21 protein-coding genes are annotated in these 26,237 nt (G+C 70.8%); 4 read left to right on the forward strand and 17 right to left on the reverse strand.

Annotated features, from left to right (window positions below):
• Window positions 1–108: 108 nt before the first annotated feature.
• The 12 genes from ACFY16_RS16550 to ACFY16_RS16605 form a co-directional block, all read right to left on the reverse strand.
• Complete coding sequence (locus ACFY16_RS16550) at window positions 109–729, reverse strand: TetR/AcrR family transcriptional regulator (RefSeq protein WP_390647823.1); 621 nt, start codon at window positions 727–729, stop codon at window positions 109–111.
• A 90-nt stretch (window positions 730–819) separates the two neighbouring features.
• Complete coding sequence (locus ACFY16_RS16555; RefSeq protein ID WP_390647824.1) at window positions 820–1,968, reverse strand: acetyl-CoA C-acetyltransferase; 1,149 nt, start codon at window positions 1,966–1,968, stop codon at window positions 820–822.
• 29 nt (window positions 1,969–1,997) lie between these two features.
• Complete coding sequence (locus tag ACFY16_RS16560) at window positions 1,998–2,792, reverse strand: enoyl-CoA hydratase/isomerase family protein (RefSeq protein ID WP_390647825.1); 795 nt, start codon at window positions 2,790–2,792, stop codon at window positions 1,998–2,000.
• Complete coding sequence (locus ACFY16_RS16565) at window positions 2,789–3,574, reverse strand: SDR family NAD(P)-dependent oxidoreductase (RefSeq protein WP_390647826.1); 786 nt, start codon at window positions 3,572–3,574, stop codon at window positions 2,789–2,791. The genes ACFY16_RS16560 and ACFY16_RS16565 overlap by 4 nt, the downstream gene beginning before the upstream one ends.
• Window positions 3,571–4,347, reverse strand: coding sequence for an SDR family oxidoreductase (locus tag ACFY16_RS16570; protein WP_390647827.1), 777 nt, complete (start codon window positions 4,345–4,347; stop codon window positions 3,571–3,573). Before ACFY16_RS16570 ends, ACFY16_RS16565 begins: the two co-directional genes overlap by 4 nt.
• Entirely contained in the window at window positions 4,344–5,600 is a 1,257-nt protein-coding gene (locus ACFY16_RS16575; protein ID WP_390647828.1) for an acyl-CoA dehydrogenase family protein, read from the reverse strand. Before ACFY16_RS16575 ends, ACFY16_RS16570 begins: the two co-directional genes overlap by 4 nt.
• A gap of 132 nt (window positions 5,601–5,732) precedes the next feature.
• On the reverse strand, window positions 5,733–6,707 hold the full coding sequence (locus tag ACFY16_RS16580) for a phosphotransferase family protein (RefSeq protein ID WP_390647829.1): 975 nt from the start codon (window positions 6,705–6,707) through the stop codon (window positions 5,733–5,735).
• A complete protein-coding gene (locus tag ACFY16_RS16585) occupies window positions 6,704–7,906 on the reverse strand; it encodes an acyl-CoA dehydrogenase family protein (RefSeq protein WP_390647830.1) in 1,203 nt (400 codons plus the stop codon). Before ACFY16_RS16585 ends, ACFY16_RS16580 begins: the two co-directional genes overlap by 4 nt.
• A gap of 18 nt (window positions 7,907–7,924) precedes the next feature.
• Complete coding sequence (locus ACFY16_RS16590; RefSeq protein WP_390647831.1) at window positions 7,925–9,070, reverse strand: thiolase family protein; 1,146 nt, start codon at window positions 9,068–9,070, stop codon at window positions 7,925–7,927.
• The gene (locus tag ACFY16_RS16595) at window positions 9,067–9,447 is read right to left on the reverse strand and encodes a Zn-ribbon domain-containing OB-fold protein (RefSeq protein ID WP_390647832.1); all 381 of its coding nucleotides are present in this window, start codon (window positions 9,445–9,447) and stop codon (window positions 9,067–9,069) included. Before ACFY16_RS16595 ends, ACFY16_RS16590 begins: the two co-directional genes overlap by 4 nt.
• 5 nt (window positions 9,448–9,452) lie before the next feature.
• Window positions 9,453–10,241 carry an enoyl-CoA hydratase/isomerase family protein gene (locus ACFY16_RS16600; RefSeq protein WP_390647833.1) on the reverse strand — a complete coding sequence of 263 codons (789 nt, stop codon included), beginning with the start codon at window positions 10,239–10,241 and terminating at the stop codon, window positions 9,453–9,455.
• A gap of 118 nt (window positions 10,242–10,359) precedes the next feature.
• Window positions 10,360–11,415 carry an alcohol dehydrogenase catalytic domain-containing protein gene (locus ACFY16_RS16605; RefSeq protein WP_390647834.1) on the reverse strand — a complete coding sequence of 352 codons (1,056 nt, stop codon included), beginning with the start codon at window positions 11,413–11,415 and terminating at the stop codon, window positions 10,360–10,362.
• Window positions 11,416–11,652: 237 nt separating this feature from the next.
• Between ACFY16_RS16605 and icmF the strand changes: the two genes are divergently transcribed.
• The 4 genes from icmF to ACFY16_RS16625 all read left to right on the forward strand — a co-directional run bounded on the left by icmF (window position 11,653) and on the right by ACFY16_RS16625 (window position 17,567).
• The gene (gene icmF / locus ACFY16_RS16610; RefSeq protein ID WP_390647835.1) at window positions 11,653–14,904 is read left to right on the forward strand and encodes a fused isobutyryl-CoA mutase/GTPase IcmF; all 3,252 of its coding nucleotides are present in this window, start codon (window positions 11,653–11,655) and stop codon (window positions 14,902–14,904) included.
• A gap of 49 nt (window positions 14,905–14,953) precedes the next feature.
• Window positions 14,954–15,817 carry a 3-hydroxybutyryl-CoA dehydrogenase gene (locus tag ACFY16_RS16615; RefSeq protein WP_390647836.1) on the forward strand — a complete coding sequence of 288 codons (864 nt, stop codon included), beginning with the start codon at window positions 14,954–14,956 and terminating at the stop codon, window positions 15,815–15,817.
• 74 nt (window positions 15,818–15,891) lie between these two features.
• Complete coding sequence (locus tag ACFY16_RS16620) at window positions 15,892–16,683, forward strand: AMP-binding protein (RefSeq protein WP_390647837.1); 792 nt, start codon at window positions 15,892–15,894, stop codon at window positions 16,681–16,683.
• On the forward strand, window positions 16,674–17,567 hold the full coding sequence (locus ACFY16_RS16625; protein ID WP_390647838.1) for an AMP-binding protein: 894 nt from the start codon (window positions 16,674–16,676) through the stop codon (window positions 17,565–17,567). The genes ACFY16_RS16620 and ACFY16_RS16625 overlap by 10 nt, the downstream gene beginning before the upstream one ends.
• A 64-nt stretch (window positions 17,568–17,631) precedes the next feature.
• Here the strand turns inward: ACFY16_RS16625 and ACFY16_RS16630 are convergent, their stop codons facing one another.
• From ACFY16_RS16630 to ACFY16_RS16650, 5 genes are all read right to left on the reverse strand, one after another.
• Entirely contained in the window at window positions 17,632–19,578 is a 1,947-nt protein-coding gene (locus tag ACFY16_RS16630) for an FAD-dependent oxidoreductase (RefSeq protein ID WP_390647839.1), read from the reverse strand.
• A gap of 17 nt (window positions 19,579–19,595) precedes the next feature.
• The gene (locus ACFY16_RS16635; protein WP_390647840.1) at window positions 19,596–20,729 is read right to left on the reverse strand and encodes an acyl-CoA dehydrogenase family protein; all 1,134 of its coding nucleotides are present in this window, start codon (window positions 20,727–20,729) and stop codon (window positions 19,596–19,598) included.
• Window positions 20,730–20,899: 170 nt separating this feature from the next.
• Window positions 20,900–22,240 (reverse strand): FAD-binding protein, encoded by a 1,341-nt coding sequence (locus ACFY16_RS16640; RefSeq protein ID WP_390647841.1) that lies wholly within the window; start codon window positions 22,238–22,240, stop codon window positions 20,900–20,902.
• 492 nt (window positions 22,241–22,732) lie between these two features.
• Window positions 22,733–25,234: an ATP-binding cassette domain-containing protein gene (locus tag ACFY16_RS16645; RefSeq protein WP_390647842.1), complete on the reverse strand. Its 2,502-nt coding sequence runs from the start codon at window positions 25,232–25,234 to the stop codon at window positions 22,733–22,735.
• Between the two features lie 11 nt (window positions 25,235–25,245).
• Complete coding sequence (locus ACFY16_RS16650; protein WP_390647843.1) at window positions 25,246–26,115, reverse strand: branched-chain amino acid ABC transporter permease; 870 nt, start codon at window positions 26,113–26,115, stop codon at window positions 25,246–25,248.
• Window positions 26,116–26,237 lie beyond the last annotated feature (122 nt).

A 26,237-nucleotide genomic window follows, 5' to 3' on the forward strand; every position in this document is an offset into this window, starting at 1 on the left:
TGGCTGGTTACGTTCTCGATCACTGCGAAGTCGCACGGGGCAACAGAGCGGCCCCCTGACGGACAACCGTCCGTCAGGGGGCCGCGAAGTACAGCTCCGCTCAGCGCGTCAGGAGGCGACCATCCGCACACAGGCGCCCTCGACCAGCTCACTGATCTCCGAAAGCGGCGTCGGTCCGGACGGCCGGTACCACCGCCACACGCTGACGATCAGACCGAGCACACTCGCACCCAGCAGCTGCGCGTCCCGCAGTGGAAAGGCGCCCTGGGACATGCCCTTCACCAGCAGGTTCGTCCAGTCCCTCTCGACGACCTGGACCAGCTGGCGGGCCGCGACCCGCTCGGCCTCCTCGCGCTTGGACCGGCGCGCTCCGGAGAGCAGGTCCATGTGGTTCTGCAGAATGCGCATCTGCAGGACCTCCTGCGGGGAGACGTCGTACGCCGCGCGCACCGCCACCCGCAGCGCCTCGACCGGTTCCTCGGTGTCCTTCGTCGCCTCGACAAACCGGTCGTGCGAGCGCTGCAGTTCGAGCCGCATGATGGTCAGCAGACAGTGGGTCTTCGACTCGAAGTAGTGGTAAAGGGCGGTTTGCCCGATGCCGACCCGCTCCGCCACGGTGGACCACTTGGTGGCCTCGAAACCGGCCTCGCCGAAGCAGTCCACGGCGGCCGTGAGAATGGCCGCACGCTTGGACCGCGGTCCCGCCTCCGGTTCAACGATCCTCGTCATGACCTCTCTCCTGGCCGTCACTGAGCGTGTCCATACCCGAGAGTAAACCCGAGTTGAACTCAGTTGCCAATCGGATGCGACAGAGACGCGTCAGAGACTTTCGAGCACGGTCGCGTTGGCCATGCCGCCGCCCTCACACATCGTCTGCAGACCGTAGCGCCCACCGGTCCTGCGCAGCTGGTGAACGAGCGTGGTCATGAGCCGGGCACCCGTGGCGCCGAGCGGATGTCCGAGCGCGATGGCGCCGCCGAAGGCGTTGACCCGCTCCCGAGCGGCGCCGATCTCCTTCTGCCAGGCGAGGACGACCGAGGCGAAGGCCTCGTTGATCTCGACCAGGTCGATCTGGTCGATCGAAAGACCGGCCTTGTCGAGGACCTTCTCGGTGGCGGGGATCGGACCGGTCAGCATGTGGATCGGGTCGGAGCCGACCACGGCCATGGTGTGCACGCGCGCGAGCGGGGTCAGACCGTGGCGACGTACCGCCTCCTCGGAGGCGATCAGCAGGGCGGCGGCGCCGTCGGAGATCTGACTGGAGACGGCGGCGGTCAGCCGGCCGTCCTCGGTGAGCGTCTTCAGGCCTGCCATCTTCTCCAGCGTGGTGTCGGCGCGCGGGCCCTCGTCGGCCGTGAGCCCGAAGGCCGGGGCGATCTCGTCGTCGAAGGCGCCGTCGGCCTGAGCGGCGAGGGCCCGCTGGTGGCTGCCGAGCGCGAACCGCTCCATGCCCTCGCGGGAGATGCCCCACTTCTCGGCGATCAGCTCGGCCCCCCGGAACTGCGAGACCTCCTGCTCACCGAAGTGCTCGCGCCAGCCGTCCCCCGCGTACGGACTGCCCATACCGGCCTGTTCGCCGACGAACATCGGGCTGGCGATGGGCACCAGGCTCATCACCTCGACGCCACCGGCGACCACCAGGTCGGCCGCACCGGAGCCGACCGCCTGGGCGGCGAAGTGCACGGCCTGCTGGGAGGAGCCGCACTGCCGGTCGATGGTGGTGCCGGGTACGTGCTGGGGCAGTCCTGCCGACAGCCATGCGGTGCGTGCGAGGTTTCCGGTCTGTGCGCCGATCTGGCTGACGCAGCCGAAGTACACGTCGTCGACGGCGCCGGGGTCGACGCCCGTGCGCTCCAGCAGGGCGCGCAGCACATGTGCGCCGAGATCGGCGGGGTGCACGCTGCTGAGCGTGCCCTTGCGGCGGCCGACCGGGGTGCGGACGGCTCCGACGATGAATGCTTCCGACACGGTGGGCTCCATGGGTTCGGGGTACGGGATCAGGTCCTGGGCGAAAAGCGCGTGAACTCGGGCGCCCGCTTTCCGAGGAAGGCGGCGACGCCCTCATGCCCCTCGTCGGAGGCCGCCGCGGCGGCCAGCGCACGGGCCTCCCGGTCGAGGTGCGGGCCGCGGTCCGAGGTCAGACCGGAGGCGACGAGCCGGCGGGTGGCGCCGAAGGCGGCGGTGGGGCCGCGACGCAGAGCCTCGGCCGTCTGCGCGGCCTCGGCGGCCAGTTGGTCGGTTGCGACGACCCGGCTGACCAGTCCGATGGACGCGGCTTCCGTGGCCGGTATCCGCCGGTTCGTCAGCAGCAGGTCCAGGGCCCGCTTGGGTCCGATGAGGCGGGGCAGCGACCAGCTCACTCCGGCGTCCGGGGAGTAGCCGATGCCGGTGTAGGCGGCGGTGAACGAGGCGTTGTCGGCGGCGAGGGTCACATCGGCGGCCGCGGCCAGGCCGATGCCCGCCCCCGCCACGGCTCCCTGCACGGCGGCCACCATGGGCGCGTCGAGCGCGGCGAACATACGCAAGGCGTCGTGCAGCGCGTCGGTGACCGCGATGAGGTGCTTCTCCAGCGCCTCACCGGAGAGCCGGGAGAACTCCCTCAGGTCGCCGCCGACACAGAAGGACTTCCCCTCGCCGGTGAGCAGCACGGCCCGGACGGCTTCGCGCTCGCAGACCCGTGCCGCGTCCAGCAGTCCGCGCGCCGTCTCCAGGTCGATGGCGTTGCCCGCCGCGCCCCGGCGCAGGGTGACGCGAGCGAGGCCGCCGTCCTGGATCTCGAGGCCCACGCTCATCGCGCCGTCCATCCGCCGTCGACGGTCAGGACCTGTCCGGTGCAGTACGAGGAGGCGTCCGAGGCGAGGTACAGCAGGGCACCGTCGAGCTCGTGGCCGTCGCCGCCGCGCCGCAGCAGGGTGTTGCGCTCGACCCAGCGGCTGGAGCGCTCGTCGCCGAAGAGGTCCGCGGTCATCTCGGTGCGGAACCAGCCCGGGGCGAGTGCGTTGACCCGGGTTCCGCCGCGCCCCCACTGACCGGCCAACTCACGGGTCAGCCCGATCAGTCCGGCCTTGGAGGCGGAGTAGCTCGCGCCGCCGAGGGGGGCGGCGGAGACCAGGCCGAGGATGGAGGAGACGTTGATGATGCTCTTGCCCGAGGCGGGGGCCTCGGCGGGGGCGGGTGCCTCGGCGGTGAGCCGGGCGAGGTGGAAGGGTGCGGTGAGGTTGACGCCGAGCACGTCGGCGAAGGCGTCCGAGGACTCGTCCTCGGCACGTGTCTCGCCGGAGGTGGCCGCGTTGTTGACCAGGATGTCTATGCGGCCGGTGGTGGTCAGGGCCGTATCGGCCAGCCTCGTGCGATCGGCCTCCAGCGAGACGTCACAGGCGACCGGGTGGATACGCGCGTCGGAGTCGGCGAGTTCCTTCAGCCGGTCGATGCGGCGCGCCGCGGCGAACACGGTGGCGCCGGCCTGTGCGAGGACAGCTGCGAAGCGTGCGCCGAGCCCGGCGGAGGCGCCGGTGACGATCGCCGTCCGGCCCTTCAGCGAGAACAGCTCGGAGGCGGGTCGAGGCGCGCTCACTCGTCCACCCCGATCGGCAGGGCGGTCGCGCCGCCGTCGAGCACCAGCGTCTGGCCGGTCATCCAGGAGGAGGCGTCGGAGGCCAGGAACAGCGCGGCGTTCGCCACGTCCTCCACCGTGCCGAGGCGCCGCATCGGCAGCTTGGCGGTGAGGATGGGCTCACGGACCTCCCACACCGCACGCGCCAGTTCGGTCTTGATCAGCCCCGGGGCAATGGCGTTCACCCGTGCCCGCGGCCCGAGTTCGTAGGCGAGCTGCCGGGTCATATGGAGCATGGCGGCCTTGGTGGCGTTGTAGTAGCCGATGTGCGGGTCGACGATCAGACCGCCGACGGAGGCGATGTTGATCACCGCTCCCCCGTGCTCGGCCATCCACGCCCGCCAGGCACCGCGGGTCCAGGCGATCATGCCGTACTGGTTGACGCGGACGGTCTTCTCCGCGCGCGGCAGGTCCAGGTCGAGCAGATCGCCGTTGTAGGGGTTGGTCGCCGCGTTGTTGACCAGGATGTCGACCTGGCCGAAACGGGTCATGGTCTCGTCGATGCAGGCCTCGGCCTGGTCGGGTTCGCCGGCGTTGGCCACGACCGTGTGGATGTCGCCGTCGCCCTTGACGCGCAGCAACTCCTCGCGCGCCTCGGCGAGTCCGGCCGCCTTGCGGGCGGCGATCACGACGTGCGCGCCCGCCGCTCGGTAGGCGGCGGCGATGCCGAGGCCGATGCCGCGGGATCCGCCGGTGATGACGGCGACCTTGCCGTCGAGGGTGTTGGCGCTCACGCTGCCCCTGCCTTCGTGTCGGTCGTCCGGTGCTTGGTCGTAGGGTCGTTCTTCTTGTACTTGGCGAGCTCCTGGCGGGCCACCGTGCGCAGATGCACCTCGTCGGGGCCGTCGGCGATGCGCAGCGCCCGCGTGATGGCGTACAACCGGGCCAGTACGGTGTCGTCGCTGACCCCCGCCGCGCCGTGCGCCTGCACCGCGCGGTCGACGACCTTGTGAGCGACCTCCAGCGCCGCCACCTTGATCGCGGCGACCTCCATACGGGCGGCGGCGTTGCCGACGGTGTCCATCAGCCAGGCCGACTTGAGAACGAGGAGGCGCAGCTGCTCGATCTCGATACGGCTGCGGGCGATCCACTCGCGCACCACGCCCCGGTCGGCGAGCGGCCCGCCGAAGGCGACGCGCTCGGTGGCGCGTTCGCACATCAGCTGCAGGGCGCGCTCGGCGAAGCCGACGGCGCGCATCGCGTAGTGCATGCGTCCGGGGCCGAGCCGCCCCTGGGCGAGTGCGAAGCCCTCCCCCTCGCCGCCGAGGATGTTGTCCACCGGTACGCGCACGTTCTCGAAGAGCACCTCACCGTGCCCGCACCGGTCGGTGTAGCCGAACATGGGCAGGTCGCGCAGGACCGTGACGCCCGGGGTGTCACGGGGGATGAGCAGCATGCTCTGCTGCCGGTAGGTGGGCGCCTCGGGGTCTGTCTTGCCCATCAGGATGATCAGCTTGCAGTCGGGGTCGAGGATCCCGGAGGTGTACCACTTGCGGCCGTTGACGACGTAGTGGTCGCCGTCGCGGGTGATGCGGGTCTGGATGTTGCGGGCGTCGGAGCTGGCCACCTCGGGTTCGGTCATCGCGAAGCAGGAGCGGATCTCGGCCTCCAGCAGGGGCCGCAGCCAGCGTTCCTGCTGCTCGGGCGTGCCGTACAGCGCGAGCAGCTCCATGTTGCCGGTGTCGGGCGCCGAGCAGTTGAACACCTCGGGGCCGATGATCGAGCGGCCCGCCAGCTCCATGAGCGGCGCGTACTCGAGGTTGGTGAGTCCCGCGCCCCAGTCGCCGTGCGCCATGAAGAGGTTCCACAGGCCCTCGGCGCGCGCCTTCTCCTTCAGCTCGGTCATCACCGGCGGCAACGCGTGCGGGTCGTCCGCCTCGGCCAGCTGCCGGTCGTAGACGGCCTCCGCAGGAAGGACGTGCTGCTCCATGAACGACCGCATACGGTCCTGGAGTTCACTCGCCCGCGGCGAGAATCCGAAATCCACGATTGCTCCTCTTCGCCGGCGACTGGCTCGGCGTACGTCCCATGTGCTGTGGCGTGTGCGGTCGGCCCGCTGGCGGGGTCGGTCCGCTCGTGTCCGCTCGTGTGGTCGGTCTGGTCGTGTGGTCGGACCGGATCAGCCGAGGATGTCGCGCGCCGTGCGGATCATCGCGGCGATGGTGGGCGGCAGTCGCTCCTGGTCCGGGTCGTGGTGCTTGCCCTCGCGGTGCCGGCGCAGGTTGTGGCCCATGATCGCGGCCATCTTCATGCGGCCCAGCGCCCGGAACCAGTCCATGGCGGGCAGTGCGGGCCGGCCGTCGAGGTAGGCGTCCAGCAGTTCGGCCTCGGTGGGCAGGCCGGGCACCGCGCGACCCAGCCGCGGGAAGTTGCGGTGGTCGGCGAAGAGCAGGAACCAGCCGAGGTCGATGCGCGGATCGCCGACGCTCCAGATCTCCCAGTCGACGACGGCGACGGCGCGCTCGCCGACACACAGCACGTTGCCGAGCCGGAAGTCGCCGTGCAACAGCACCGGGGGGAGGTCGCCGGGCACGTCCTCGGCAAGACGCTTCAGCAACTCCTCACCTCCCGGGCGCAGTTCTGCCGGTACGGCGTGCATGGTGCGGCTCCACCGATCCAGCTCACCGGCCGCGTCGAGCGGTTCCGGCGCGTCGAGCCCCGGCGTACGGACGTCGGTCTCGTGCAGCCGCCGGAGCACGGAGGCGATCTCCAGCATCCGTGTCCGCGCCGTCGCGGGGGGCACCTCGGGCTCGTCGAGCACCGGCTCGACGGCCTCCCCGGCGGCGAAGTCCATCGCGAACCAGGCAGGCTGCGCCTCGTCGAAGGCGGCGACGCCCGGAACCGGCACTGTTGATCCGGCGAGCGCGCCCAGTACCCGCGCCTGTCGCAGCACGTCGTTGCGCCCGATGGGCCGCTGCCCCGGAGGCACCGCCTTGACGACGTACCTCGCGTCCCCCGCGGTGACCGAGTACGTCAGCCCCGAGTGGCCGCCCGGCAGGGTCTTCAACTCCCCGATCGACGCCCCGGGATGTCGAGTGGCGAGACGGTCGCGGACCCGCACGGCCAGCTCCGACACCTGGGTGGCCGTGCTCATCGGACGGGCTCCTTGGGCAGGCCGAGCACGCGCTCGGCGAGGATGTTGTGCTGGATCTCGTCGGTGCCGCCGGCGATGCTGTAGCCGGGCGCGCCCAGCAGATGCTCCGTCCAGGCGTACGTGCCCCACTCCCCCGTATCGGCGACGAGGCGCGGACCGAGCAGCTCCGACACCAGATCGCTGGTGCGCCGCATGGTCTCGGTGGCGTAGAGCTTGCCGACCGAGGCTTCCGCGCCGGGCTCGCGTCCGGCGACGAGGGCGCCGGTCACCCGCAGTCCGATGAGCCGCTGTACGAGGGCGCGCACGTAGAGGTCGGCGGCCTGCTGCTGTTCGCCTCCGGTGAGCCGGCGGGGCAGGTTCCTGGCCAGGTCCAGCGCCCGGTCGGCGTTGTCCAGTCCGAGGTTGCCGGAGTCGAGCCGTTCGGCGGCCAGCACACTGAGCGTGACCCGCCAGCCCTCGCCGACCGGTCCGAGCCGGTCGGTGTCGGGCACGACCACGCCGTCGAGGTAGACCTCGTTGAAGCTGGCGCCACCGGTCATCTGCTGGATGGGCCGTACGGTCACGCCCGGCGAGTCCATGCGCACCAGGAAGACGGTGATGCCGGCGTGCTTGCGTACGTCCGGGTCGGTGCGGCACACCGCTACGCCCCAGGTCGCGACCGTGGCCCCGGAGGTCCACACCTTGTGCCCCTGCAGCACCCAGTTGTCGCCGTCGCGCACCGCCTTCGTGCGCACCGCGGCGAGGTCCGAGCCCGCCTCGGTCTCCGAGAACAGCTGGCAGGCCAGCTCGTCGGTGCGCAGCATGGGCCGCAGCCAGCGCCGCTTCTGCTCCTCAGTACCCCAGATGCCGATCGCGGGGGCGACGAGCTGCTGCGTCACCGGGAAGATCTCGGTGCGGTGCGGCACGTCGAAGGCCGCTTCCTCGGAGCGGTAGAGCTGCTCGTAGTACGCGGGCAGGCCACGTCCCCCGTACGCCGCCTGCCAGTTGAGCGCACCCCACCCCTGGTCGTAGCGAGTGCGTTCCCACTCCTGGGTGCGGGCGGTGTGCTCGCGCTCCTGTTGCTCGGTCCAGTTCTCGAACACGGCGACGGAGTCGGAGCCGCTGCCCCACTCCCCGTCGGCGGCGCGCGGCCGGGTGGCCGTGGCCAGCCACTGGCGGGCCTGCGCACGGAACTCCCCGGGTTCCGGGATACCGCTCATCTCTTCCTGCACCTCCGTTCAGCGGGACAGCACCGTGCAGGCGCTCACGCCCGGTGCGCCGTACACATGGGTGAAGCCGACCCTGGGTTCTCCGGGAACCTGGCGTTCGCCGGCCCGGCCGCGCAGCTGCTGGACGACCTCGTAGACCTGGCGCAGGCCCGAGGCGCCGATGGGTTCGCCGTTGGCGATGCAGCCGCCGTCGGTGTTGACCGGCAGCGTGCCGCCGATCTCCGTGACACCGGAGGCGATCAGCCGCTCCTGCTCGCCGTCCTCGCAGAACCCGCACTCGGCCATGTGCATGACCTCGGCGCCGCTCTCGGTGTCCTGCAGCTGACAGACGTCGACGTCGCCGGGGCCGACCCCGGCCTCCTCGAAGGCGGCGGCCGAGGCGTCGCGGCTGACGCTGGTCAGCTCGCCGCCGGGGATCCAGGGGCTGAACACCTCGAACGAACCGAAGCGCCGGGTGCGTACCGCCGCCGAACGCAGCGTGACCGACGGGCCGTCCAGGGTGCGGGCGACCTCGGGCGAGCAGAGCACCAGCGCGGCCGCGCCCGCCCCCGGGGAGCAGAACATGTAGCGGGTCAGCGGGTCGCTGACCATGCCGGAGTCCAGGATCTCCGCGGCGGACACCGGCTTGCGTCGCCACGCCTCGGGGGTCAGGCCACCGTTGCGGTACGCCTTCTCCGCGACCAGCGCGAGAGTCCCCGGGGTGATCCCGTGGTCGTGCATATAGCGCTGGATCTTCATGCCGAAGAACTGCGTGGTGACCATCAGCCCGTCGCTGCCGTACTCCTCGCCCAGGCCCCAGTCCTCAGGTCGTGGGTCGAAGGCGCCGCGCGGGTGCTTGTCGAAGCCGACGGCGAGGACGACGTCCGCCATGCCGGAGCGGATGGCGTTCACGGCGGAGATCAGTGCGCTGCCGCCGGTGGCACAGCCGTTCTTGACGTTCACGAACGGCAGTCCGGTCAGGCCGAGTTGGGCCACCAGGGTGTCGGCGAGTCCGGCGCTGTCGCTGCCGCCGAACGCGGCCCGCACCCGCGACCACTCGATCCCGGCGTCCGCCAGCGCGGCGTGCACCGCGCTGACGGCCAGCTGTCGGCCGCTCGCCTCCGACCGGCCGAACGGGGTGCGCCCGGCGCCGCAGATCAGGACGTCGGTGCTCATGAGCCCTCCTCGCGGTTGGTCGTGGGGCGGGCCCGGGGCACCCCGTCTCCGGCGGTCACCGTGAGGGGCATGCCGATCCGGACCTCGTCGATGTCGTCGACCTCGAGTACGGCCGCCACCCGTACGCCTTCTTCCAGCTCGACGTAGCCGAGCGCGAACGGCTCGAAGCCGCCGGGCGGGACCTGGTACGGCGGTGACTTGGGCGCGTACCGCTGGATGGTCCAGGTCCACAGCGTGCCCGCGCCCTCGAGTACCGCCGGGTCGGCCGGCCCCCCGCAGCGTGGGCACGCGTGGTCCGCGGGGTAGACGGCCACCGAGCAGCCTGAGCAGCGTGAGCCCTGGAGCCCGGCGGCCGGACTCCGCGGATGCGTGGTCATCCGGATCAGCGCCCCTGCCACTTCGGTTCACGCTTCTCCAGGAACGCCGAGACACCCTCGGCGGCGTCCTCCGAGTTGAGCGCCACGCCCACAGCGAGGTGCTCCATCACCATCAGCGACTGGGTGTCGGCGTCCAGGCTGCGGTCGATCGTCATCTTGGTGAGCCACATCGTGAACGGGCTCTTGTCGGTGAGGTCACCGATGAAGTCCTCGACCGTCTCGTCCAGCTTGTCGGCCGGCGCGGACTTGTTGATCAGGCCGAACTCGGCGGCCTCGACGCCCGAGAGCAGCTTGCCGGTGAGCATCAGCTCCTTGGTCTTGCGGATGCCGATCATGCGCGGCACCCGGTAGATCGGACCCGCGCCGCCGAACAGCGAACGGCGGATGTGGAAGTCGCCGATCTTGGCGTCGTCCGCGGCGATCGCGAAGTCGCAGGAGATCATGATCTCGAAGCCGCCCGCGGTGACGTAGCCCTCCAGGACCGCGACCGAGGGGGTCTTCATCGAGTAGAGGCGGTCGCACACCTTCGCGGACTTCACCGCGACATCGATGGCGTTCGACTTGCCGACGAAGTCGGCCTTCAGGCTGTCGAGGTCGAAGCCCGAGCAGAAGGTGTTGCCGCGGCCGCGGAAGACCAGGACGCGCAGCTCGGGGTCCTCGTCGACCTCGGTGATGATCTCGTCGAGCCGGTCCAGGATCGGCACCGTGACGCAGTTCTTCTTCCAGGGGCGGTTGAGCCAGACACGGGCGACATGGCCGTCGCGCTCGAACTGGATCTCGTCTTCCACTGCCATCTCTGATCCCTCCGGTTCAAACTGAACTGAATTCACTACGAGTTTGGGGAGCTGGTGATCCACTGTCAAGCCTCAGATCGAAATTGGTTCAGCGGAACGCACCCGCCCTCGCCCCAGGTCAACTCCCGCTGTCCGCCGGGATGTCGACGAGGACCTTGACCCGTCGCCCGTCACGGACGTCGTGCAGCCCCGCGAGGGTGTCGCCGAGCGGGATGTGGTCGAGCCAGCCGTCCGTCGGGTAGTGCCCGGCGGCCATGTGCTCGATGACCCGCTCGAAGACGCCGTCGGGGTACGCCTCGGAGCCGAGCAGGGCGAGTTCGGCCAGGCGCACGACGGAGGCGTCGATGGCGACGGGGCCCGAGTACAGGGCCACCATCACGACCGGCGCCCGGGCGGCCACCGAGCGGATGGCCGCGTTCAGCGCCTCCGGCCGCCCCGCGCACTCGATGGCGGCGTCCACTCCCCGGCCCCGGGTATGGCTCATCACCTCCTCGACCACGTCGACCGCACCGGGGTCGAGCACGCGGGCGCCGTGCCGTTCGGCCGCCGCCCGGCGGGACGGCGAGGGCTCCACCACGAGCACGTCGTGGACACCGTGCGCCTTGAGCGCGAACAACGCACCCATGCCGACCGCGCCGGCGCCCACCACCAGGGCGCTGCCGCCGGCGCGCACACAGGCCCGCTCGACGGCGTTCAGGCCCACCGCCATGGGCTCGACCAGGGCGCCCTGTTCGAGCGACAGGCCATCGGGCAGCCGATGCAGGGAGTCGGCCGGCACGACCACGTACTGGGCCAGTCCGCCGCCGGGAGCGGTCACCCCGATCGCGGCCAAGGACGCGCACAGATGGGACAGTCCGGCCGTACAGCGTGCGCACACCCCGCAGGTCCGGATCGGCCGTACGCAGACCCGGTCGCCGGGTGCGACCCGGTCCACTTCGTCACCGCAGGCCACCACGGTTCCGGCGAACTCGTGTCCCAGGGTCTGCGGCAGGGTGGCACCCGTCAGCGGGTTGGGCTCGTGCGTGGCACGTGGCGTCTCGAAGTACTCGTGCACATCGGTGCCGCAGATCCCCGCGTACGCCACGCGGATCTTCACCTCGCCCGGCCCCGGCTCGGGTTCGGGCATCTCCTCGATCCGCAGATCCTTGGCTCCGTACAGCCTGGCGGCCAGCATCGCTCCTCCTCGGGGTCGCTGTCCTGCAACACCCTTGAGACTGCCACCAAACTGAATTGACTTCAATGCGTATGCTTGAGTCCCGCACCTACTTCGGTTCAGTATGGAGGGGGTCTGCGCACGTCTGCTCGGACCGGCCTCGTCCGCCGGCCTCTCCTTGCCAGACCCTCGGCTTCGACCCGGTCCAACCCGTATCCGCCCCCTGTCGACGCGGGCAGGGCGCAGTCTGGAGTGCACATGTCCATCGGCAACTCCGCGGCGCGGTCGTACCGCGCTCAGCATCCCGTCCGCTTTGTGACTGCCTCCAGCCTCTTCGACGGCCATGACGCCTCGATCAACATCATGCGGCGCATCCTGCAGGCCCAGGGCGCCGAGGTGATCCACCTCGGGCACAACCGCTCCGTGAGCGAGGTCGTGGACGCCGCGCTGGAGGAGGACGTCCAAGGCGTGGCCGTCAGCTCCTATCAGGGCGGTCACATCGAATACTTCGAGTACCTGATGGAGCTGTTGCGAGAGCGCGGCGCCGGGCATGTGCGCGTTTTCGGCGGTGGTGGCGGGGTGATCGTGCCGCAGGAGATCGAGCGGCTCTCGCGGGCCGGCGTACGGATCTTCTCGCCGGACGACGGGCAGCGGCTTGGCCTGGTCGGCATGATCCAGGCGATGATCGAAGCGTGCGACACCGCGCCGTGGGAGGACGCGCCCGCCGGGGTCGAGGCGGTGCTGGCCGGGGAACGCCCGGCGCTGGCACGGCTGTTGTCCGGAGCCGCGGCCGGGACGCTGTCGGCCGCCGACCTGCGGGCACTGGAGAAGACAGCCGCGGCGCGCCAGGTGCCGGTGCTCGGCATCACCGGCACCGGCGGTTCCGGCAAGTCCTCGCTCACCGACGAGCTCGTCCGCAGGCTGCGCACCGACCAGCGGGACACCCTGCGGGTGGCGGTGCTGGCCGTGGACCCGACGCGCAGGCGCGGCGGCGGCGCCCTGCTCGGCGACCGCATCCGGATGAACTCCCTGGACGGCGAGCGGATCTTCTTCCGCTCACTGGCCACTCGCGGCAACAGCGAACTGCCCGAAGGGCTCGGCGAGTCGATCACCGCCTGCAAGGCGGCCGGCTACGACCTGGTCATCGTCGAGACACCCGGCATCGGCCAGGGAGACGCGGCGATCGTGCCCTACGCGGATGTGTCGCTGTACGTCATGACGCCCGAGTTCGGCGCGGCCTCCCAGCTCGAGAAGATCGACATGCTGGACTTCGCGGACGTCGTCGCCATCAACAAGTTCGAGCGGCGCGGCGCCCAGGACGCACTGCGCGACGTCGGCCGCCAACTCGTCCGCAACCGGGAAGCGTTCGGCTCCCGCCCCGACGACATGCCGGTGTTCGGCACCAGCGCCGCGACCTTCCACGACGACGGCGTCACCGCGCTCTACCAGCACCTGCGCGATCTCCTCAGTGAGCGCGGCCTGACGACCCGGCCCGGCGCCCTGTCCGAGGTGTCGGTTCGTCACTCCAGCGGCGCGGCACAGATCGTGCCCCCGTCCCGGGCGCGCTATCTGGCCGACATCGCCGGGACGGTGCGCACGTACCACGCGCACACCCTCGACCAGGCCGAGGCCGCACGACGGGTGCAGCGGCTGGCCGCGGTCCGCGACGAACTGGCGGGCCTGCCGGCGCCGACCGCCGACGTCGACCGGCTGCTCACCGAGGCCCGGGAGGGGCTCGACGACGAGTCCCGGCGCGCGCTGAAGCAGTGGCCCGAGACCGTACAGGCATACTCCGGCGACGAGTTGGTGTTCACCGTGCGGGGCCGGGAGCTGCGCACCCGCCTGGTGCGCGAGTCGCTGTCCGGCAGCCGGATCCCCCGGGTCGCGCTGCCGCGGTACGCCGACGACGGGGAGCTGCTGCGGTTCCTGCGGGCGGAGAATCTGCCGGGCTCGTTCCCCTTCACGGCAGGGGTGTTCCCCTTCAAGCGGGAGGGCGAGGACCCGGCCCGGATGTTCGCCGGGGAAGGCGACCCGTTCCGTACCAACCGCCGCTTCAAGCTCCTGTCCCAGGGCGGCGAGGCGACCCGCCTGTCCACGGCCTTCGACTCCGTCACTCTCTACGGCCGCGACCCCGACCGGCGCCCCGACATCTACGGCAAGGTCGGCACCTCGGGTGTCTCGGTGGCGACGCTGGAGGACATGAAGGCGCTGTACGACGGCTTCGACCTGGTCGCGCCCACCACCTCGGTCTCCATGACGATCAACGGTCCGGCGCCGACGATCCTCGCGTTCTTCCTGAACACCGCCATCGACCAGAGGCTCGACGCGTACGCCGCCGAGCACGGCCAGGCGCCCGACCCCGAGCAGGCGAGGGACATCCGGGCCGAGGTGCTGCGCAGCGTACGCGGCACGGTCCAGGCCGACATCCTCAAGGAGGACCAGGGCCAGAACACCTGCCTGTTCTCCACGGAGTTCAGCCTGCGGATGATGGGCGACATCCAGGAGTGGTTCATCGAGCAGGACGTACGCAACTTCTACTCGGTCTCCATCTCCGGCTATCACATCGCCGAAGCCGGGGCGAACCCGATCAGCCAGCTCGCGTTCACGCTCGCCAACGGGTTCACGTACGTCGAGTCGTATCTGGCGCGTGGCATGCGCATCGACGACTTCGCGCCGAACCTGTCGTTCTTCTTCTCCAACGGCATGGACCCGGAGTACTCGGTGCTCGGCCGGGTCGCCCGCCGGATCTGGGCGGTGGCGATGCGCGACCGCTACGGGGCGAACGAGCGCAGCCAGAAACTGAAGTACCACGTGCAGACCTCCGGCCGGTCCCTGCACGCCCAGGAGATGGACTTCAACGACATCCGCACCACGCTGCAGGCCCTCATCGCGCTCTACGACAACTGCAACAGCCTGCACACCAACGCCTACGACGAGGCGGTCACCACTCCCACCGAGGAGTCCGTGCGCCGGGCCCTGGCCATCCAGCTGATCATCAACCGGGAGTGGGGCCTGGCGATGAACGAGAACCCGCTGCAGGGCTCGTACATCATCGACGAACTCACCGACCTGCTGGAGGAGGCGGTGCTGACCGAGTTCGAGCGGATCAGCGAGCGTGGCGGTGTGCTCGGCGCGATGGAGACCGGCTACCAGCGGGGCCGGATCCAGGACGAGTCGATGCTGTACGAGGAGCGCAAGCACGACGGAACACTGCCGATCATCGGCGTCAACACCTTCCGCAACCCCCACGCCGAGGACGGGCAGGGCGCGCCCGTCGTCGAACTCGCCCGCGCCACCGAGCAGGAGAAGCAGTCCCAGCTCGCCCGCGTCCACGACTTCCAGGACCGCCACGAGGACGCGGCCCGCGTCGCCCTCGCCGACCTCAAGCGCGCCGCGACCAGCGGGGAGAACGTCTTCGCCGTGCTGATGGACGCCGCGCGCGTCTGCTCACTGCAGCAGATCACGGAGGCGTTCTTCGAGGTGGGCGGCGCCTACCGGCGCAACGTCTGACCCAGCCGCTCGTCCGGCTCCTTCGACCCACATATCAGGAAGGACCTTCATGTCTGACATCTCACGCCTCGGCGTGGTCGGCTGCGGCCTCATGGGCTCCGGCATCGCCGAGGTCGCCGCGCTGCGCGGCCTCGATGTCACCGTCGCCGAGTCGACCCCCGAGCTGGCGGCCGCCGGACGCGACCGTGTCACCGCGTCCCTCGACCGCGGGCTGCGGCGCGGCAAGCTCACGGAGACCGACCGCGACCAGGCTCTCGCCCGGCTCTCCTTCACCCACGACCTCGGGGAGCTGGCGGACCGGCAGTTCGTCATCGAGGCCGTCGCCGAGAACCGGGAGGTGAAGCTCGAGATCTTCCGTCAGCTGGACAAGGTGGTCACCGACCCGGACGCCGTCCTCGCCACCAACACCTCCTCGATCCCCGTCGTCGACGTCGCCGTCGCGACCGGCCGGGCCTCCCAGGTCGTGGGCCTGCACTTCTTCAACCCCGTACCGGTACAGAAACTGGTCGAGGTGATCCCCGCCCTCACCACCAGCGCCGACACCGTGGCCCGCGCCCGCGCCTTCGCCGTCGAACGGCTCGGCAAGGAGGTCATCCAGGCGCCCGACCGCTCGGGCTTCGTGGTCAACGCGCTGCTGGTGCCGTATCTGCTCGCCGCGATCCGCATGGTCGAGTCCGGCGCGGCCCGCCCCGAGGACGTCGACCGCGGTATGGAGCTGGGCTGCGCCCACCCGATGGGTCCGCTGCGACTGCTCGACCTGATCGGCCTGGACACGGCGCAGGCCGTCGCCGAGTCGATGTACGAGGAGTTCAAGGAGCCGCTGTACGCCGCTCCCCCGCTGCTGCAGCGGATGGTCGCCGCGGGTCACCTGGGCCGCAAGAGCGGTCGCGGGTTCTACGCGTACGACGCCTGACCGCACTCTCCCACCCTCGGCGAGCCGGCCGGACATCCGACGGCCGGCTCGCTGCGACACACCTGGAGGCACTGATGTGGCCGACGCACCCACCCTCGGCCGAGCTGGCCGCGCAGTACCGTGCCTGTGGCGCATGGCGGGATCGCCCGCTCGGCCGGTACCTGGAGCGCGCCGCCGCTGTGTGGCCGGGCGCGCTCGCCGTGGTCGACAGTGACCGCCGGCTCACTTTCGCCGAAGTCGACCGGCAGGCGACGGCGCTGGCCGCGGCCCTGCACAGGCGCGGCATCGGGCAGGACGACGTCGTCTCGTTCCAACTGCCCAACGTGGCCGAGGCGGTCGTGCTTTTTCAGGCGATCATGAAGGTGGGGGCCGTCGCCAACCCGATCGTTCCCATCTACCGCGGGCATGAGCTCCGCTTCATCCTCGGCCAGGCACGAACGAAGATCGTGTTCGTGCCCGGCCGTCACCGCGACTTCGACTACCCGGGCCTCTACCGGAGTCTGCGCGAGGACCTTCCCGACCTACGGGAGGTCGTGGTCGTCGGTGACGGCACAGGCGGGGAAGAGGCCCTCTCCTGGGAGGAGTTCCTGGACTCGGCCGGGCCGGATCCGGCGGCCACCGTACTCGCGCTGCCCGAGCCCGATCCCGATCAGGTGTGCCTGCTGCTCTACACGTCTGGGACGACCGCGGATCCCAAGGGCGCGCTCCACAGCCACAACACGCTGGTGTTCGAGAACTTCTCCATGATCGACCAGTTCGCGCTCAACGAACGCGACGTGATCTTCAACCCGTCCCCGGTCACCCATGTCACGGGGGTGAACTGCGCCCTGATCCTGCCGTTCCTGCTCGGCGCCCCGTGGTCCTGAACGACCTGTGGGATCCGCAGCTCGCGTTGCGCCGGATCACCAGCGCCGGGGCCAGCTTCATGATCTTCTCGACGCCGTTCCTGACCGATCTGCTCGGTGCCGCCGAGGCGGCGGAGGTCACGACGCCGACGATCCGCTACATCGTCTGCGGCGGAGCGGACATTCCCGATGACCTCGCCCGCCGCGCCACGGATCGGCTCGGTGTGGTGACCCGTATGTACGGGGCGACGGAAGGCCCCTCGGTGACCGCGGCCACTCGTTGGGACCCGTCCGAGGTCCGCGTCCGCACCGACGGTGTGCCCCTGCCCCCTACCGAGGTCAGGGTCTCGGACGGGGCCGGCGGGCCGGCTGGGCCCGGCGTCCTCGGGGAGGTGCTGTGGCGCGGTCCCGACACCTGCCTCGGTTACCTGGACGGCCGGCTGAACGGGGCCGCGTTCACCCCGGACGGCTGGTTCCGCAGCGGCGACCTGGCCCGGTTCGACGCGCACGGCGCCCTGCGCATCGAGGGGCGGATCAAGGACATCATCAACCGTTCCGGGGAGAAGATCAGCGTCCACGAAGTGGAGAACCTGCTCAGCGAGCATCCTGCCGTCGCCGAGGTCGCCGTCGTCGCGGGGCCCGACAGCCGGACGGGCGAGCGGGGCTGCGCGTTCGTGGTGCCCCACCAGGGCTGGGACCTGACGCTCGGTCACATCAGCGAGCATCTGACCGCCCGTGAGGTGGCGACCCGCAAGATCCCGGAGAGCCTCTTCATCGTCGACGCTCTTCCGTACACCGTGAGCGGCAAGATCAAGAAGTTCGCTCTCCGGGACTGGCTGCGCGACCGGGGAACGACCGCGCAGCAGACGGCGGGGCTGACGGTCCGCGCCGTCTACGAGCGGTGAGCGCAGGAAACAGACGCGTGGCCCTGTCAGCCGTTCAGAAACGGCTGACAGGGCCATCAGCTGATCACAGGGGCCTGGCCGCCACCGCCTCCGCGGCCGCGCGTCCCTCCGCGACGGCGTGGGCGATGCGGCGCGGTACGACGCAGTCGCCGACGGCGCGGACGGTCTGGCCGTCGGCCGGAGTGAAGTCCGGGCGGTGCGGGCGGCGTTCGCCGACGGTCACCAGGACGTCGGCGGCGAGGCGTGTCTGATGGCCGTCCATGACGTTGCGCAGGTGCAGTTCGCCGGCCGTGGTGGCGGTCACGGTGTTCATCGCGACGATACGCAGAGGTGCGCCGGTGATCCGGTTCATCAGCTGGGTGCGGTTCTCCGGTGACAGGCCCGTCGCGAATCCGTTGCCGGGGGTGATGACCGTGACCTCGCGGGCTCCGGCCGCCAGCGCGCTCTCGACGGCGCTGATGCCCTGCCACCAGCCGAAGCCGTCGTCGAGGACGGCGACCCTGGGCGCGCTCGGCACGACATCGGCACACCGGTTGAGGAAGTCCGTGCTGGTGAGCGTCCGGAGCTCGCCCGGCACGGGGACGACGGCCTCCTCGGCTCCGGTGGCGAGCACGACCTGGGAGTACTCCGCCAGTTCGGCGGACGTGGGCGACGTACCCAGCAGAACGCGTACGCCGAGGTCGGTGAGCTGGTCGCGCTGGTAGTCGACGAGCTTCTGCCAGCCGCAGCGGTGCGCGGCGAGGCCGGCGAGGCGTGCTTGGCCGCCCACTTCCCGGGCCCGGTCGAAGACGACCACCTCGTTGCCGGTGCGGGCGAGCGCCATCGCGCACTCCATGCCCGCGGGGCCCGCGCCCAGGACGGCGACGGGGCCGGTGCGGCCCCCCGGCCGGGTCAGCAGCAGCGGGACGGCCGGGCGGGACGTGGCTCCGGGCGGGCCGAGCTCGGGGTTCACCGAGCACGACCCGGTGGGCTCGAAGGTCCGGCAGCCTTCGTTGCAGCCCGTGCAGGGGCGCACGGAGCGTTCGTCGCCGGCGATCACTTTGCGGGCGAAGTCCGGGTCGGCGATGAACGGCCGTGCCATTCCCACCAGATCGGCCCCCGAGTCCAACGCCTGCTCGATGTCGGCCGTGGACCGGAACCCCTGGCTGACCAGCAACGGCAACGCGATCGCCGTACGCAGCCGGGCCACGGACTCCAGCAGCGGCGGGCGGGTGGTGGCCATGCCCGGGACGTAGGTGTTGCGGACGCCGGTGGTGACGTTGACGTACGTGAAGGGCGACGCGGCGCTCAGGCGCGGGAGCAGCTCGATCAGGTCGTCCAGGCCGAGTCCGGAGTTTTCACCGGGCTCCACCGACACCCGTACGCCGATGGGGAGTTCACCGATCTCGGTGCGGATGGCGTCGATCACCTGGGCGAGCAGGGCGATCCGGTCGCCGTACTCGTCGTCGCGGGTGTTGTTGACGCGGGAGAGGAACTGCGCGAGCAGGTAGCCGTGGCCCGCGTGCAGCTCGACGCCGTGAAAGCCGGCCTGCACGCTGTTGGCCGCGGAGATACGGAACGCGTCGACGACACGGCGTACTTCTTCGGTGCTCAGCGCATGGGGCGCGGTCGCCTCACGGGGAGAGCGGACGGCCGCGGCGGAGACCGGCGCGTAGTAGGTGCCCGCGCCCAGGGTCTCCCGGCCGAGGTGGACCAGCTGTGCGATGGCCACGGCGCCGCCGTCGGTGATGGCCTCGGCCCGGCGGCGTACGGCGTCCTTGATCTCGGGGCGCCACGCCTCGGTCAGGTAACGCAGCGGCAGTGTCGACTCGGGGGCCACGGCGGTACCACCGGTGATCACCATGCCGGCGCCGCCCTGTGCCAGACGCCGCCAGTAGGACGCGTCGGTCTCGGTGGGGGCGCCGTCGGCCACGGCGGCGGTGGCGTGGGCTGTGGCGACGAGGCGGTTGCGGAGGGTGAGACCGCCGAGGGTGAACGGCGCGGCGAGGGTGGGTGAGGTCAGGTGCGTCATGCGGCTCTCTCTATGGTTCAGGCGGCGGATCGGGCGGCGAGACCGATGAGTTCGGCAAGTCGGACCCGGTGCTGGTCCGCCGTGCCGAACAGCACCTCACTGCTGCGTGCCCGGCGGACGTACAGGTGTGCCGGGTGCTCCCAGGTGAAACCGATCCCGCCGTGCAGCTGGACGTACTCGGCCGTCGCCAGGCGGAAGGTCTCGGAGCAGACCGCGGCGGCGGCGCTCGCGGCCACCGGCAGCTGCGGCGACGCGATGGCCACGCAGGCGGTCGCGTACGCGGATGCCGAGCGGGCCGCCTCCAGCGCGACCAGTACGTCGGCCAGCCGGTGCTTGACCGCCTGGAAGGAGCCGATGGGGCGTCCGAACTGGTGGCGCTGCGCGACGAATTCGGCCGTGGCGTCCAGTGCGTGGCCGCTGCCGCCGACCTGCTCGACAGCGAGCGCGGCCCGCCCGGCGTCGAGGGTCGCCGTCACCTGACCCGACTCGCCCACGGGTGTGGCGGGTGCGCCACGGAACTCCAGCAGTGCCTGGCGGCGCGTCTCGTCCAGGACGCGGCGCGGTGTCCGCAGGCAGGTGTCCCCGGTCGGCTCGCACGCGAACAGCCGTACGCCGTCGGGCGTTCGGGCCCGTACCACGATCAGCTCCGCGCCCGCGCCGTCGAGCACGAAGTCCGCCGCACCGCGCAACACCCAGCCCGCTCCGCCGTGCTCGGCACTGATGCCGGGCTCGTCGTCGTGGAAGCCGGCCACGGTGGCGGTGAGCGTGCCGTCCGCGATCCGTGGCAGGTAGCGTTCACACGCCTGCCGGTCGCCGCTGCCGAGCAGGGCGTGTGCGGCGAGGACCACGGTGGGCAGCAGCGGTGCGCAGTACAGCGCCCGCCCGGACTCCTCCAGCGCCACGGCGAGTTCGGCGAAGGTGAAACCCGATCCGCCGTACTCCTCGGGAATCGCCAGCCCGTGCACGCCGATCTCGCCCGCGAGCCGCGCCCACAGCGCCTCGTCGTATCCGCGCGGGGTGGCCAGATGCTTGCGGACGTCCTCGGGGCCGGACACTTCGGTGAAGAAGTCCCGCAGGACGGTGCGCAGTTCCCGCTGTTCCTCGGACTCGGACAGCAGTTGGGGATCGATCTCGGGGTGAGGACGGTGCATGGGGTCTCCAAGGCAGGAAACTGAGCGAACGGTGTTGGTTGGCGCCCTTGCCGCCCGGGCGCGGCCACACGGCGAGGAAACGGGTCAGCGCGCCCCGGGCCCGGTTCCGTGCGGAATGTTTTCGGTGACCGCCTGCGGCTGCCTCGTGCGCATGGCCTGCGAGGGTCCGGTCAGGGACGGTGTGTCATCTCGGTGGCGGTCTTCGCGGCTGTCAGTCCGAAGACGAGGGCCGAGGCGAGTCCGCCCGCGTAGGCGCGGTGCCACAGACCGCCGGTGTCCGATCCGGCGGCGAGGAGCCCTTCAAGTGGCCGGCCGTCTTCGCGCAGCACGCGGGCCCGGTCGTCGATCCGTACGCCGTGGAACGGGAAGGTGATGGCCGGCACCGTCTCGATGACGTAGTACGGCGGTTCGTCCAGCGGCAGGCGGTCCAGCTTCCGGCCGGGCGTCGGCTCCGCCCCGGCCGAGGCATGCTCGTTGAACAGCTTGACGGCGTTGCGGACGGTCTCGCCCCCGTAGCCCCATTCCTCGGGCAGGTAGGCCAGCTCGTCCAGGTCTTCGGCCAGTCCGACCCGGCCGCCTCGCTTGCTCGCCAGGGCGAACTTGTCGACGGCGACGGCGCCTTCGACGTACGAGCCGACGATCCAGTCGCGGAACACGCGGGCGTCCGCGATGAGAAGACCACGGCTTTCGGGCTGCTCCAGCAGCGCCATGGCGGTGAGGTGGTCGCCGAGCGTCTCGTCGGTGAACCGCTCGCCGCGCAGATTGAACAGGAGCGCGTGTTCGCTGTAATAGAGCGACATGTCGACGAAGTCAGCCGGGTCGGCGAAGGGAATTCCGCTGGGAATGAGGTGGCCGTAGAAGCCGGCGTCTTCCTGGCTGGTGCCGGCGCCGGCCTCGGTGGCCAGTCGGTAACCGCCGCCGCGGCTGTGCGGGTTGGAGCGGAGTTGCATGCGGTCGGCGTGCGGGTGCACATGTGCGCTGCGCAGGGCGAGGTCGCCTTGGAATCCGCCGGTCGCGATGAGCGTGGTGCGGGCCCGCACCTGCCTGCGCGTGCCGTCGGCCGCCCTCAGGTCCGCTCCGGTCACGATGCCCTGCTCGACCACCAGCCGTTCGGTGTCGGTCTCGAGCAGCAGCTCGCCACCGCCCTCCAGGACGAGTCGTCGACAGGTGTCGACGTAGTGGTTGGTGTCGAACTGGTGCCCGCGGCCGAAGCTGAGGACACGCTGGGCGTCCTTCGCCTCCACGCCGATGGAGCGGATCCAGGAGACGCCGTCGGCGAACCGGTCCACCAGCGCGCGCTTGAGCGCGTTGTCTCCGCGCGGATTGTGCTCGTCCATGACGTCATGACTGGGGGCGGTCCACGCGTAACCGGCGAAGCGTGCGGAGCCGCCGACGTCCCTGCCGATCTCGACGATCGCAACGGACAGGCCGTCGCGAGCGGCGCGGGCGCCGGCGGTCAGCCCCGCCATTCCCGCGCCGATGATCAGCAGATCGACAGCTTCTGTGTGCACGCGGCTCTCCTCCGGTCTAGGGGTCGGCTGTCCCGTCAGGTGCGCTGGCGTTCATCCGCCCACCAGTCAGCAAAACCGAATCCAATTCAAAGCGCAAGACTCCCGCGCCGGACTCATGACATACAGCCCTGGCTGCGCACGTCACTGGAATGAGAGGCGAGATGAACCATGCATGCACGGCTTCTTGACGCCACTTCAGTTCAGTTCCTACCTCGAGCGCTCACCAGGGTCAACAAGTTGCACACTACAGATACCGAGTCGGTGTCAGCCCGTCGCGACAACTCGCGCGATCGCCCGCGTGACGGATGCGCAGCAAGAGCTCCGAACAGAGCACGAGCCGGGTGCCCATGCTGTTCGGAGCTCCAAGGCCGCTCACGGCGGAGCGCCGTGAGCGGCCTTGCCGCGTCTGCACGCGCCACAGTCGTGCCCGGACCCCGGCCGAAGGCGCCGTTGATTGTCGATCCGCGACGCGAGTCGGCCGGGCGGTGGGCCTCAGCTCTGTGCGGCGGCCACGGGAGCGTCGTCCTGACCGTCGAAGTAGGCCTGCTCGGCTCGGGCGAGGAACAGCGGGTCGGCGGGCTCACCACGGACGGCGATGCCGCCCTCGTGCAGCACGACCACCTCGTGGCAGGTGGACGCGGCGCGGCCGAGCGACTGCTCCAGCACAACGACCGTCATGCCCTCACGGGCAAGTCGGCCCAGGCGGGCGTACACCTCGTCGACCATCGCCGGGGACAGACCGAGCGCCGGTTCGTCGACGATCAAGAGGTCGGGCCGCGCCATCAGGGCCCGGGCGATCGCCAGGATCTGCTGCTCGCCTCCGGAGAGCCCGGCAGCGGGTACGCCCATCCGCTCTCGCAACCGAGGCGGCAGCCACTCGGCGGTCTCCGCCAGCCGCGCCCGCAGATCCGCTCCCTTGATGCCCGAGGCGTACGCGGCGACCTCCAGGTTCTCCCGCAGGGAGAGCGTCTTGAACAGTGCGCGGCCCTCGGGCACCAGGGCGCTGCGCAGCTCTTCGCCGACTGCACGCCGGCCGCGGGTGGGCGGGAGCGTACCGTGCAGGATCTGGCCCAGCGTGCTCTTGCCCGCGCCGTTGGCGCCGACGATGCCGACCACACTGCCCTGGGCGATCGTCAGGTCGACCCCGCGCAGAGCGGTGACCCCGCCGTAGGCGTGGTGCACACCGTCGAGGTGCACGGCGGCACGCTCGGTGCCGTCCCGGCTCGGGAGTTCGTCCCTGGCGCCGCCCTCACCCAGGTAGGAGGAACGCACCCGGGGATCCTCAAGGATCTTGCCGGGGCTGCCCTCGCCGATCGGCCGGCCGAAGTCGAAGGCCACCACGCGGTGGGCGACGGCGAACAGGTCGTCGAGGACATGGTCGATGATCACGACGGCGGTGCCGCGCTGCTGCTGCCGTACGATCTGCCGCGCCAGCAGGGTGCGTTCACCGGCATCCAGACCGCCGAACGGCTCGTCCAGGACGAGCAGTCGGGGCTCCTCGGCGAGCGCCCTGGCCAGATCGAGGCGTTTGTGCAGGCCGAACGGCAACTCGCCCGGGTAGCGGTCCGCGACGTGCGCCAGGCCCACTTGCTCCAGGAGCTCAGCCGCTCTGGCCCGGTTGTGCGCGGTGACACGGCGACGGGTGCACAGCACGTTCTCCAGGACGGTCAGCTCGGGGAACGTCTCGGCATGCTGGAAGGTGCGGCCGATGCCGAGCCGGCGGCGGGCGGTGGCGCGGCTCTTCAGCAGGGGTGTGCCGCCGTACTGCGCGCTGCCCGCGACCCGCCCGCCCCCGACGAGCCCGGACAGGACGTTCAGCAGCGTCGTTTTGCCCGCACCGTTGGGGCCGATGATCGCGAGGGTCTCGCCTGCCCGTACGGACATCGAGGCACCTTCGAGTGCCTTGAGGCCACCGAAGGTGACCGCCACCTCGTCAAGCCGCAGCAGCTCAGGAGCGGTTGCCTCCGGTGCGGGCACGGGGCGTGGCGACTCCTCGGGCGGCTCCACGGGAGCCGGGGGCTGCGACGTGGGACGCCGCAGCAACCGGCGGCCCGTCCGCCCGAGGAAGACCACCACTCCGCCCGGCAGGAACAGCAGCGCGGCGATGAGCACGACTCCTTGGAGGATCGGCTGCGGCACCCCCGCGTTCTCGGCGGCCGTGGGCACCCAGGTCAGGTACGCGCCACCGACGACAGCGCCCAGCAGCGTGCCCGGGCCGCCGAGCACGCACGCGGCGATCAGCGAGATCGCCAGTGCCAGTGAGAACGGTTCCGGGCTGACGAAGCCGACGACCAGAGCCAGCAGTACACCCGCCAGCGCGGCGAACGCGGCGCTCACCGCGAAGGCCAGCGCCGATTGGGCCTCCGGCGCGATGCCGATCGACCGGGCCGCCATCGGGTGGGACTGGGCCGCGACCAACCGCATCCGCAGGGAGCTGGGCCGGGCCAGCGCGGCCACCGCCAGCGCGATCCCGGCCCCGCCCACCGCGAGGTACTGAGCCTGCGTGCCGGCACTGGCGATGGTGCCGAGCCCCAGGGCGCTGTCCAGCTTCGCCATCCCAATGCCCTGGTCACCGCCGGTCACGCTGGTCCACTGCCCCATCACCTCCAGCGACACCATGGTGAACGCGAGCGTCAGCAGGGCCACGTACAGCATCGAGAACCGCGCGCCGGCGGCCCCCAGAAACATCCCGAAGGCCGCGCTGCACGCCACCGCGCCGAACACCACGACTTCCAGCGACCAGCCGTGCGTACTGCCGTACGCCGCGAAGTAGGCGCCCATGGCGAAGAACGCGGGATGGGCGATCGACCAGATGCCGGCCCAGCCCGCGAGCAGACCGACCGAGAGGACGAGCACGGTGTAGACCGCCGCGAGCCCTACGGAGTACGCCTGATACGGCGGGATGGCCCCGGCGGCCAGCACGGCGATGAGTGCGGCCGCGGCCAGTGGCCCGAGCGCCGCCTTGGCGAGGGTGGAACGACTGACGACAGACATGGACCGCTCCCTCAGACTCGCTGGAACGTGCGCACACCGAACAACCCCTGCGGGCGGATCAGCAGCACGAGGATGGTGAACGAGAACACGAAGGTGTCCCGGTAGCCGGCCGAGACATAGCTCGCCGCCAGGTTGTCCAGCACACCGACCGTCAGTCCACCGATGACGGCGCCGTACATGCTGGTCAGGCCCCCGAGGAAGATCCCGGCGAAGGCACGGAACAGCGGTGCGCTGAGCACCGTCGGCACCAGTCCGGCCCGCGGCGCGTAGAGGAAGGCGGCGAGCGCGGCGAGACCGAGCCCGAGCGCCCAGGCGATCCGGGCGATGCGCTGCGAACCGAGGCCGAGGATCCGCGCGGTGTCGGCGGACTCGGCGACGGCGCGCATGGCGGAGCCGATGGTCGTGCGTCCGAAGAGATAGGCCACCAACGCCATCGCGACGGCCGCCACGGCGATGGTGAGCAGGCTCTGCGTCGGTATCGCCGAGCCTCCCAGCGAGACGGATCCCTCCATCAGGCTCGGGAAGAGCCGCGGCTGGTCGTCCCAGATCGTACTGATGACGCTCTCCGTGATGAGCGAGAGGCCCATGGTCATGACGAGCGCCGAGAGCAACTCTCCCTGCGCGAGTGGCCTGATCACCGTTTCACGGGCGGCCAGGCCGACCGCCGCGGTCACCACGATGGCGACCACGGCGGCGAGTAGCAGCGGCAGTCCTCTGTCGTACAGCGTCAACGCCGCGTACAGCCCGACGGTCGCCAAGCCGGCGAGCGCGAAGTTCACCACGTCCGTCGCCCGATAAATGATCACTAGTCCGAGGCCCATCAGGCCGTACACCGCACCGCTGGCGAGACCGCTCACCAGGACGAGCAGAAACTGATCCACGTCGACCGTCTCCTCGCGCCGGTCGCCCGAGCGCCCGGCGCCTCAGCGCTCCATCCGAGCGCATGGCAAACTGAACTCAATTCGTGAACCGTAAGCATCGGGACCCGGGCGGGCAATACCCG

Origin of the sequence: Streptomyces sp. NPDC001315 (assembly GCF_042896175.1) — a bacterium.
In the GTDB taxonomy this organism is placed as follows: domain Bacteria; phylum Actinomycetota; class Actinomycetes; order Streptomycetales; family Streptomycetaceae; genus Streptomyces.